This is a genomic window from Natronomonas sp. (assembly GCF_046710025.1).
GTDB lineage: Archaea > Halobacteriota > Halobacteria > Halobacteriales > Haloarculaceae > Natronomonas.
This window is the reverse complement of the sequence record NZ_JBKEGK010000087.1, coordinates 1-9,739: the sequence shown is the minus strand read 5'-3', so window position 1 is coordinate 9,739 and position 9,739 is coordinate 1. Positions and strand designations below refer to the sequence as shown.

The following is a 9,739-nucleotide window of genomic DNA, read 5'->3' as shown; positions in this document are numbered from 1 at the left end:
CGTCCGGTAGGCGGGGCGCACAAGACGCCCCGTCGCGCCAACTGAAAGCGAGAACCACATCAAAGCCACCGAAAGGCGACGCCTTTCGAGGCCTTGCCAGAGCGACGCTCTGCCAGTGGCCCCACCCTCAACGAGCGAGGCCGCAAGGCCGAGCAAAGTAGGGTGGGGTCGGTTACGTTTGGTACTTTCCATCACGACTTCCTGAACTCAATCCAACAGAAGGCTATTGGCAGCGACTTAACGACTGGTTCAAATTCAAATTGATCGATGATATGGATGAACTGAAAAATAAGCTCCTCACCGCTTTGGATGAGATACAGGAGCCAGAAATCTTCGAATACATATGTCCATGAGTATATATATCGAGGCCGGTCGTGCGCTTCCGTCTGAGTATGTTTTCTATGAATGACACTACGGTCGATCGCCGAACTGACGATCCAATTATATTCTTTGATACTATGAACGCGTTGTGCGCAAGCGAACCGTTAATGCGCCTGCACTCCTCGTAATAGTGTTTACATGCGTTCGCTATTTGAACGCGACACAGACGTGAATAGCTCATTTATAAACGAACTGGATCCGATTCCGTTCGTTGTCGGCGCTGCCGTTGCGATCGGCTTCGTCGCATACACGGCGTACGATGTAACCGCCGTCGGAAACGCCATCAACTGGGCATTCGGCACGCTCGGGCAGGGACTCGCGTGGCTGTATCTCGGTGGCATGCTCGTCCTCGTCGGGCTCGGCGCATATCTGATGGTTAGCGATTATGGGGCGATCAAGCTGGGGAGCGGAGCCCCGGAGTACGGGTATTTCTCGTACGTCGCGATGTTTTTCTCCGCGGGGCTGTCTGCCGGGATCGTGTTTTTCGGGCCTGCCGAGGCATTGGGCTACTATCAGAGTCTGCCGCCGCTGTTCGAAGGGACAGCGACTGCCGAGACGACCAGTGCGGTGGTACCGGCTATCGCCTACACCATCTTTCACTACGGTATCAGCGCCTGGGGCGGGTATCTCGCTATCGGGCTTCCGGTCGCATACTTCGCGTATCGACACGACGCCCCGTTCCGTGTTTCGACGGCCCTCTATCCGGTTCTTGGCGCTGACGGTCTCGATGGTGCCCTCGCTCGAATAGTCGATACGGCGGCCGTCATCGCGACGATCGGCGGGGTCGCAACCGGGCTCGGGTTTATTGCGACACAGCTCCTCGCCGGCATCACCTTCGAGACCGGTCGGGCGTTCGGGAACGCCGAGACCGTGCTCGCGATTACCGGGATCACGACATTCTTTACGCTCTCGTTGATCGCTGGCGTTTCGAAGGGGATCCGCCGGGTCTCACAGTTCAATATCGGGCTGATGACGCTGCTGTGGATAGTCGCGCTGATCGGCGGACCGACACTTCTGTTGTTGAATACGGGCGTTTCGGCTCTCGGAACGTACGGGAGCAACTTCTTCGATATGAGCCTCTTTACCGGCGCAAGCGGGGGAGCCAGTTGGAGCGTTGCGTGGACGGTGTTCTACTGGTCGTGGTGGATCGCGTGGGCGCCGTTCGTCGGCCTCTTTTTGGCCCGCATCTCCCGTGGCCGGACGATCCGCACCGTCGTCGGCACAGCGTTCCTGACGATGACTGCTACGTCGGCGCTTTGGTTCACTGTCATCGGGGGCAGTTCGGTGTGGCTCCAACACACCGGGACTGTTGACCTGCTCGGAGCGACGAGCGAGTTCGGCAACGGGGTCGCCGGGTTCGCGCTGTACGGCTCGTTCGCCGGCGGGACGATCTGGCAACTGTTGTTCTTCGTTCTCGTGACAACGTTCTTCGTCACGTCAGCCGACTCGTCGACGCTTGCGCTCGGGATGCTCACCACCGGTGGAAAGCGATCGCCCTCGAACCTCAACCGGGCGTTTTGGGGTGTTCTACAGGGGCTCATCGCGTCGGTGTTGGTCGTCGTTGGCGGCGCGTCGGCGCTTCGGTCGTCGGTGATCGTGACCGGTGCGCCGTTCGCGATCATCTGTCTAGTCGCGATGATCGGGTTCGTGCGGTGGCTTCGGATCAAACACGACTCGGTCGCGGCAGACAGGCCAGCAGCCCCCCGCGAGGATCGGACGCCGACTGATGAGACGCTACTCGACGACGCAGTCTCGTCGGACGGCGACTGAGCACGGGAGCCTCCTCGTTGATCGAGAGTGAACACGTCCCGCTGGAATCTCTCTCAGAGGCGACTGCATCCGGCGCAAACAACCGACGAGACCGTCTAGGACGCCGCGTCGGAGGGACGTTCGACGAGCACGAGGATGCGCTCGCCCGGTTCGTACTCCTGTGTGCAACTCGGACAGATCCGCCCGAACCCCTGGTCGACGCCATACCCGTCGAGGGCCCGCCGGAGTTTCGACGGGATCGTGTGCTCGCCTGATATGGTGTAGCCGTCGGTCGACGCATGTCAAAACCTGTGCCGCCCGTGCAGCCTCGTCGAACGAACAACCGGCGGGGGCGGCGGACGATTGGGGTCGCAGAGCCGGGGACGGGGGCGTGGACGCCGGTTTGATATAATAGAGGGCAACATAATTGTCGGTGGCTGTAAAAACAGTCGGCAATGCCGGATCAAACGCCGGATTCCGAGGGGGAGGGCGATGGGACGGACGAGGCGGTATCTCCCGGTTCACCCGACGCTGACCGCGGGGCTCCCGGTGAGACGGCCGAAGCGTCCGGCAACTCAACAGACGACGAGGGTGAGACGGATCCGGACACCGAAAGCGATTGGCTCAACGGCCCCTGGTACGGGTCAAGCGTCGGCATCAGCGTCATTCTTATCGACGTGTTGTTAACGATTGTTTTTGTGGGGGCGACGACAGTCGAACTCGGCGGGACCGCCGTCGATATGGGGCTGGCACCCGGTCTCGTCCCGTGGCACATCTACGCGTTTAGCATCCTCGGTGCGCTAGGATTCGTCTTCACCGCGTTGATCGACGACTTCGGTCGGTCGACGTTCGAGGTGATTCACTACAATTTCAGGCTGCCCGCCGCCCTGCCGCTCGGCGTCGGCATCTACCTGTTTTCGGGTATTCTACTCGGTGATGCCGCTGAGAACGGCCCGCTCGTCTTTGGCCTGGTCTTTCTGTCGGGGATGTACGTCAACATCGCGTACAGGCAACTCGGGGCGCTGGCGCGGCGGCTCCTGCCGGGCGGTGAAAACGTTGAGGAGGGGCGTGGCGGCGCGGGACAGGATAACGGTCAAAAACTGGGTGAGAGCGAGAGTGGCGGCGGTCGAAACGGTGACGACAGCGACTCGAAACGTGATGCCGGTGGGGCGGGTGGCGACTCGGGACACGATACCGAGGCGGAGGGCGGTGACAGCACCACCGGAGGCGAACGAGGCGGTGACGGCAAACGCGGTGCCGGGCGGCGTGCCGATGGCGCGAAGAACCGCCAGGACAGCGACGGAGCAAGCTGACTCGGGCCGGTTGTCGACCGGTTGCACACCCGCTGTGCGGTTTTATGATCCGACCGCGTCGGTCCATCCGAACCATGTCTACCGAGGCGTTCGAACTGACCGAACCGGAACTGACGGCCGAGGAGGCAGAGACGAGGACCGTCTGGGACTGTCTTGACCGGCTTGAGGACGGAGGAATCGTCGAGAGATCGATCCCGGAGTAAGGAGTGAGTGTTCGCCTCGTTGCCGCCGCAACGGGGCGGTAACTGTATTAAAAACGCCCGTTCGGGGCGATCGTTCTCACTCGATCGGTTTGCGTCCGTTCGTGATCCCGTCCTGATCGCCTTCCGACTGGAGGTCGTCTAACTCGGCGAGCAGCTCGTCGATGTCGGGTCTGTCGAACGTTGACGAGCCCTTGTGGACGTACGCAATCGTCGGCTCCGGGCCGCGTCTGTCGACCACGACGACCGCCGGCATCCGGCCGAAGAAGTCCGAAAACTTCCCGAGGATGCCGAATCTGACGGGTTGATCGTAGGCCTCGCCCGCCTCCGCGTCCGGGTCCGCCAACAGCGGATACGGGAGCCCGTAGGACGCCTGCCATTTCTCGACGCGCTCGACCGGTTCGGGAACGATCGAGACGATTTCGGCCCCCCGTTCGTGGAACGCCTCGACGTGGTCGGCGAGCTGTTGCACCTGCTTGCGACAGTTCGTGCAGTAGTGATCGCGCTGAAAAAACAACACCGCGAACGAGACCTCGTCGGGTAGCGCCGAAAGCGAGAACGGATTCGGGCCCGCCGACACGTTCGGAAGCGAGAAGTCCTGTACCTGCTGTGCCATACAGTATCGTCGGGGCCGTGAAATAAAAGCGGCAGGGGCGGTGGTACGGCGGGCGACGGATGGCCGGACCCGCGCGGAACTCAATCGACGAACGTTCCGGCCGCTTTCGACCAATCCCACGACAGGTGACGAATCGACGGCGTCGCATTCTCCGGGATCGCGTCGTACTCTCGGAGGAACGACCGGATCCCCGATCCGCCGCCGAAGTCGCCCCGGAACCACAGGAAGACGCGGGGCACGCGCACCACGCCAGCCTCTGAATCGTACGCGACGGTCGCATTGAGGTACCCCCGGGTCGCCAGATCGAGTTGCTCGTCGATCCGATCGGCCTCGTAGGCTCGGATCGCCGGACAGCTCTCGGCCCCGCAGTTCAGCGCGAAGTGGAGCCGCGGGTCACAGTGGGAGAGCCGATAGCGTCGTTCGAGGGCCGTCCCGAAGAACTTCGGGAGATAGCCCAACCCGTACTTCGAGCGCCCGCCGCGTAGGATGCCGTTCTCGATGCGGTCCAGCGACAGGGACGTGCCCCCAACAGTGATCGCCGGGGCGCGAAAGAACCGAACGAACCGAAGCCGGCTCTCATAAAGTTCCGGACGCTCCTCGAGGAGGAGCTGTGTGCCAGCGTTATAACAGTTGAGCCAGAACGCCAGTCCGACCTGCCGGTTCTCTCGGACTCGCTCGAGGTCCGTCTCGGTTGCCCTCGCGAGCGCGTCTCGGTACCGCTCGGTCGAGTCCCCACGCTTGCACGCGACGAGCAAGTTCTGTGCGAGCGTCGCCGGGGGGTCGTCCAGGGTCGTAGCCGATGACCCTGTTTGCTCCGTCGAGGACATACCGTTCGTCCGTCCGCAGCGTGAAAAAGGGTTGTGCGCCCCTGTAACGGCGCTGCCAGACGGCTCGGCGCTGATACGGACAACGGCATTGATCCGTAGAGCAGTTCTCACAGTTCCGCTCCGTACACATTCGCGGTAGCTTTATTCAGATCTGTTCCTCGGACCGAGTATGGGTGACGGCGATACCATCGCGACGACGACGAGCCTCTGTCCCGAATGTCTGGAGTCGGTTCCCGGGCGCTACGAGAGACGCGACGGCGGCGTGTTTCTCACGCGGGAGTGTGCCGATCACGGTCCGGCCAGCCGTCGCGTTTGGGGCTCGTTCGACCACTGGGAGTGGGCCGCCGAGTTCGGCCCGGACCCCGAACACGACGGTGGGGATCTGGCTGTCGATGACGACCACGCCTGTCTGGCCGTCGTCGAGGTCACGGATTCGTGTAACCTCTCGTGTTCGTACTGTTTTGCGAGTTCCGGCCCCGGCGGTGCCCACCGCCCGACCGAGGAGGTGACGGCGCTTTTGAACACCGTCGCCGACGCCGGCGGCCGGCCGATCCAGTTCTCGGGCGGGGAACCGACCGTCAGAGACGACCTCCCGGAGCTTGTCGAACGCGCTCGCTCCCGAGGGATCGACCATATCGAGGTAAACACGAACGGGATTCGGCTGGCGACCGAGGCGGGCTACGCGGCGGCGCTCAAGGAAGCCGGCGTGACCGCCATCTATCTGCAGTTCGACGGTCTGACGAGCGAAACGTACGAGCTGATCCGCGAGGCGGATATCCTCGAGGAGAAACACGCAGCTATCGAGGCCTGTCAGGACGTAGGGCTGCCGGTCGTCCTCGTGCCGACGGTCGTCCCCGACGTCAACGACCACGAGATGGGCGATATCGTCCGGTTCGCAGTCGAGAACAGGGATGTCGTGCGGTCGGTCAACTTCCAGCCGGTGGCACACTTCGGCCGCTATGAGCGAAACGACGGCCGCTTCGCGCTCGACGACGCCACGCGGCGGCTGGCCGAGCAGGTCGAGACGCTCGAACCGCGCGATATGCTGCCGGCACCTTGCTGTTCAGCGTACTGTCAGATCGGGACCGCGTTTGTTCCGGAGGGGTTCGACGCCGAAACCCCGACGGCAGACGCCGAATCGTTCGTACCGCTCACGAAGTACATCGACGACGGACTCTGGGGGACGCTCTCGGGGATGGTCGACGAGGGCGAGTACATGGACCTGCTGGCCGGCACCGCGGCCGGCGAGGAATGGGCCTGCACGACCGCTGGCTGCTGTGGCATCGACGTGCCCGGCGGTGTCGATGGGCTGTTCGACGAGGTCGTCCCGGTGTCGATCACGGGGTTCATGGACGCCGACGCGGCGGACCTAAACCGGCTGAGCAACTGCTGTATCTCCGTCCCGACGACTGACGGCGAGTTGGCTCCGTTCTGTGGATACAACATGACAACCGAGGACGGCGAGTACGCGCTCCGGAACCGCAACGAGTGGGGTGGTCGGAACGTGGTCAACGACGCCCCAGCCACCGACCAGTCACCCGCCGACGCCGGCGGAGATACTGAAGGCATTAGCGACGGCGGGCACGCCCGCGATGTTCGGGACGCCCACAACGCTCAGGACGCTTGCGGTACCAGCGATAGCAAAGACCACTACGGGACCAAGCGATGAATGGGCTGTTGGACGCGGCGCTGTCGAACCCCTGGCGGACTCTCGAAGGCGTCCTTGCGGGGCCTTTGCACCCGGGCGGGGCTGAAGCGACCGAGCGACTCCTCGATCGCGCCGATGTCGGAGCGGACACCCGTCTGTTGGATGTCGGCTGTGGGGCCGGTGACGCGTTGGTTATCGCCCGCGAGCGCGGTGCCGACGCCGTCGGTGTCGACACCGAGCCGACGGCCGCTACGGGGCGGGCAGTGCGGGGCGATGCCGCGACGCTGCCGCTCCGAGACGGAAGCGTCGATGTCCTTCTCGCCGAGTGCGTGCTCTGTCTCACCGACCTCCCGACTGCGCTCGGTGAGGCCCGCCGCGTATTGAATGACGGTGGCCGGATCGCGCTCTCCGACGTCGTCGTCGACGGCGACCTCCCGGCGGTTCCCGGCCGGGCGGCGGACGCGCTCTGTCTTAGCGGGGCACGGAGTCCCGACTACCTGCGTGAGCAGCTCACCGGAGCCGGGTTCGGGATACGGGTCGAGACGGACCACCACGACGAACTGCTCGGGATGCGCGATCGGGTTCGATCTCGCGTCGACTACGAGGGGCTGTTGGGGCTGATGGGCGAGCGCGGCCAGCGTGCGTTGGACGCGATCGAGGCACTCGAAGCTGCGGTTGAGGCGGGCAAGGTAAGCTACGTCTCCCTCGTTGCGACAGTTGACGACGGATCGTGAACGGCGACGGGACGGACGTGGCCGGAGCGACGGACTCCGGACGGAGGCGACCGACTCACTCGGGCGAGATGACCGACTCGCAGGAGGGACATTCGGCGAATACACCGAGGGTGCTGTCCGAACGCTCGTAGGCGATGAGTTCGTCGATCGGCCGGATGCGGTCCCCGCAGTTCGGGCACGCGCCGAGCCATCGGTCGTCGGTGGTCATCGGGAGGGGGTGGGGGTATGGAGCGCGTCGTCTGTCGCTCCGTGCTGACGTTGCGTGCGGAGAGTAATATGAATACGGCGCCTGTGCAACGTCGTTTCACACGCTGCCGGCGCACTCTGGCACCCGACGCGACGGTGTGTTATGCGTTCGGCCAGCGCTCGATGTAGACCGTCTTGTCGGTATAAAAGTGGATCATGTCTTCCCCCTGGGCGTGGAGGTCGCCGAAGAACGAGTCTTTCCGCCCCCCGAAGTGGAAGAAAGCCATCGGGGCCGCCGTCCCGGCGTTGATACCGAGGTTCCCGATGTCAGTTCGGTGTCGGAACGCGCGGGCGTCGGCACCGCGCCCCGTGAACAGACTTGCCGCGTTTCCGAAGTCGCTCCGATTGAGGACCTCGATGGCCTCGTCCAGATCCGCGACGGACAGCAACCCGAGCACCGGGCCGAACACCTCCTCTTGAGCGATCGTCATATCCGGGTCCACACCGCCGAACAGCGTCGGCCCGAGGAAGTTCCCGTCCTCGTAGCCCTCGACGGACACGTCGCGACCGTCAAGAAGGAGTTCCGCGCCCTCGTCGACGGCCGTTTCGATGTACTCCCGAACTCGTCGTTCGTGTTCGGGGGTGATGAGCGCGCCGATGTCCGTTTCTTCCTCAAGCCCATAGCCCACGACCTGGGCCTCGGCCTCCGAAACGACCTTGTCGACGAACTCGTCGTAGACCGATTCCTCGACCACGGCGACGTCGTTCGCGAGACACCGCTCGCCAGCGCAGGCGAACGCCGACCCCACGGTTTTTCGCGCTGCGTGGTCCAGATCAGCCGTCTCCGTAACGATGATGTGGTTTTTCGCACCGCCCTGGGCCTGGACGCGCTTGCCGTTTGCCGCCGACGTCTCGTAGATCTCCCGCGCGACGGGCGTGCTGCCGACGAAGGAGATCCCTTCGATGCCACCGTGTTCCAACAGCGCGTTGACCGTGTCGACCCCGCCGTTAACGAGCTGGAGAACACCGTCCGGGAATCCAGCCTGATCGATCAGTTCGAAGATCCGCTGGGCGACGAGGGGGTCTTGCTCGCTCGGTTTCAGAATGAAACTGTTGCCGGTCGCGACGGCGTACGGCAGAAACCACAAGGGGATCATCGCGGGGAAATTGAACGGCGTGACCGCGGCGAAGACGCCGAGGGGCTTGCGGACGGCGCTCTCGTCGATCTCCGGTGCCGCGTTGAGCAACGTCCCGCTTTGCATCATCGTCGGGATGCCGCAGGCGACCTCGACGTTCTCGATACCACGCCGGAGTTCCCCCTTCGCTTCGGCCCGCGTTTTGCCGTGTTCCTGGACGAGCACTTCGGCGAGTTCGTCTTGGTGGGCCTCCAGTAGCTGTTTCAGCTCGAAAAGCGGCTGAATCCGTTCTTCGACCGGACGGCCCGACCACTCCTCGAACGCTTCGGTAGCCGTACGGACCGCTCCGTCGACATCGTCCGCCGAACTGAACGCGACGTGAGCGAGTTTTTCAGAGGTTGCCGGGTTGATGACATCCTGGCCGTCGGTCCCGCTCGGCGTCTGCCAGTTCCCGCCGACGTAGTTCTGTACTGTCCCCGTCTCAGGGAGAGATTCTGGACGAACCATACAACACAGTACTAACCCACGCACAAAAATTTTATTGTTTTTTATTTTTCTATATTTAATACTATATTTGTATAGTAGTTACCCAATTACCGAAATCATCTGCCGCGATCACGGCAGCTCTGATCACGGCCCGACATCTCGACGGTCCGGATAAAAGCGCGCTACAGGCCCTTAGGGTACCGATTCCGTCTCGGATGTCGGTCAGACGATTTGCTCTGACGGGGTGGAACTACCGCGAAATGTTTTGGAATAATCAAAACGGTCCAAAATCGTCGGTCACCGCCCGTGTACAGGCGGCTCAAGGCGACTGCCTCGGGGCTTGACCCCGAGGTAGTTCACTGTCGTGGGTGTCCGTCAGCAGTTTTCGAGGCGGAGCCTCCGGCCTCAAGTCGTGGGGGGCCCGGGGTCCCCCCGTCCGGCCGAACCGCCCCTGCGCGGCGGC

Annotated in this window: 9 protein-coding genes; 5 read left to right on the top strand and 4 right to left on the bottom strand. The window is 63.2% G+C overall.

Annotated elements, in window-relative coordinates; translation table 11 throughout:
• Positions 1-519 precede the first annotated feature (519 nt).
• The 3 genes from ACI944_RS07630 to ACI944_RS07620 all read left to right on the top strand — a co-directional run bounded on the left by ACI944_RS07630 (position 520) and on the right by ACI944_RS07620 (position 3,646).
• Positions 520-2,151, top strand: coding sequence for a BCCT family transporter (locus tag ACI944_RS07630; RefSeq protein WP_411718457.1), 1,632 nt, complete (start codon positions 520-522; stop codon positions 2,149-2,151).
• Positions 2,152-2,585: 434 nt separating this feature from the next.
• On the top strand, positions 2,586-3,443 hold the full coding sequence (locus ACI944_RS07625; RefSeq protein ID WP_411718456.1) for a hypothetical protein: 858 nt from the start codon (positions 2,586-2,588) through the stop codon (positions 3,441-3,443).
• Between the two features lie 74 nt (positions 3,444-3,517).
• Entirely contained in the window at positions 3,518-3,646 is a 129-nt protein-coding gene (locus ACI944_RS07620; protein WP_411718455.1) for a hypothetical protein, read from the top strand.
• Between the two features lie 76 nt (positions 3,647-3,722).
• Here the strand turns inward: ACI944_RS07620 and ACI944_RS07615 are convergent, their stop codons facing one another.
• Positions 3,723-4,259, bottom strand: a complete 537-nt coding sequence (locus ACI944_RS07615) for a peroxiredoxin family protein (protein WP_411718454.1) — start codon at positions 4,257-4,259, stop codon at positions 3,723-3,725.
• 80 nt (positions 4,260-4,339) lie between these two features.
• Complete coding sequence (locus ACI944_RS07610) at positions 4,340-5,086, bottom strand: DUF547 domain-containing protein (protein ID WP_411718453.1); 747 nt, start codon at positions 5,084-5,086, stop codon at positions 4,340-4,342.
• Between the two features lie 169 nt (positions 5,087-5,255).
• Between ACI944_RS07610 and ACI944_RS07605 the strand changes: the two genes are divergently transcribed.
• On the top strand, positions 5,256-6,755 hold the full coding sequence (locus tag ACI944_RS07605; RefSeq protein ID WP_411718452.1) for a radical SAM protein: 1,500 nt from the start codon (positions 5,256-5,258) through the stop codon (positions 6,753-6,755).
• Positions 6,752-7,468 (top strand): methyltransferase domain-containing protein, encoded by a 717-nt coding sequence (locus tag ACI944_RS07600; RefSeq protein ID WP_411718451.1) that lies wholly within the window; start codon positions 6,752-6,754, stop codon positions 7,466-7,468. The genes ACI944_RS07605 and ACI944_RS07600 overlap by 4 nt, the downstream gene beginning before the upstream one ends.
• A gap of 55 nt (positions 7,469-7,523) precedes the next feature.
• On the opposite strand, the gene ACI944_RS07595 is transcribed toward ACI944_RS07600, so the two are convergent.
• Both ACI944_RS07595 and ACI944_RS07590 read right to left on the bottom strand, forming a co-directional pair.
• Complete coding sequence (locus ACI944_RS07595) at positions 7,524-7,676, bottom strand: hypothetical protein (RefSeq protein ID WP_411718450.1); 153 nt, start codon at positions 7,674-7,676, stop codon at positions 7,524-7,526.
• 139 nt (positions 7,677-7,815) lie between these two features.
• Positions 7,816-9,297, bottom strand: a complete 1,482-nt coding sequence (locus ACI944_RS07590) for a CoA-acylating methylmalonate-semialdehyde dehydrogenase (RefSeq protein ID WP_411718449.1) — start codon at positions 9,295-9,297, stop codon at positions 7,816-7,818.
• Between the last annotated feature and the right edge of the window lie 442 nt (positions 9,298-9,739).

Coding starts and splice junctions, on each gene's coding strand:
- ACI944_RS07630 (WP_411718457.1), top strand. CDS start 520: ATGCGTTCGCTATTTGAACGCGACACAGACGTGAATAGCTCATTTATA.
- ACI944_RS07625 (WP_411718456.1), top strand. CDS start 2,586: ATGCCGGATCAAACGCCGGATTCCGAGGGGGAGGGCGATGGGACGGAC.
- ACI944_RS07620 (WP_411718455.1), top strand. CDS start 3,518: ATGTCTACCGAGGCGTTCGAACTGACCGAACCGGAACTGACGGCCGAG.
- ACI944_RS07615 (WP_411718454.1), bottom strand. CDS start 4,259: ATGGCACAGCAGGTACAGGACTTCTCGCTTCCGAACGTGTCGGCGGGC.
- ACI944_RS07610 (WP_411718453.1), bottom strand. CDS start 5,086: ATGTCCTCGACGGAGCAAACAGGGTCATCGGCTACGACCCTGGACGAC.
- ACI944_RS07605 (WP_411718452.1), top strand. CDS start 5,256: ATGGGTGACGGCGATACCATCGCGACGACGACGAGCCTCTGTCCCGAA.
- ACI944_RS07600 (WP_411718451.1), top strand. CDS start 6,752: ATGAATGGGCTGTTGGACGCGGCGCTGTCGAACCCCTGGCGGACTCTC.
- ACI944_RS07595 (WP_411718450.1), bottom strand. CDS start 7,676: ATGACCACCGACGACCGATGGCTCGGCGCGTGCCCGAACTGCGGGGAC.
- ACI944_RS07590 (WP_411718449.1), bottom strand. CDS start 9,297: ATGGTTCGTCCAGAATCTCTCCCTGAGACGGGGACAGTACAGAACTAC.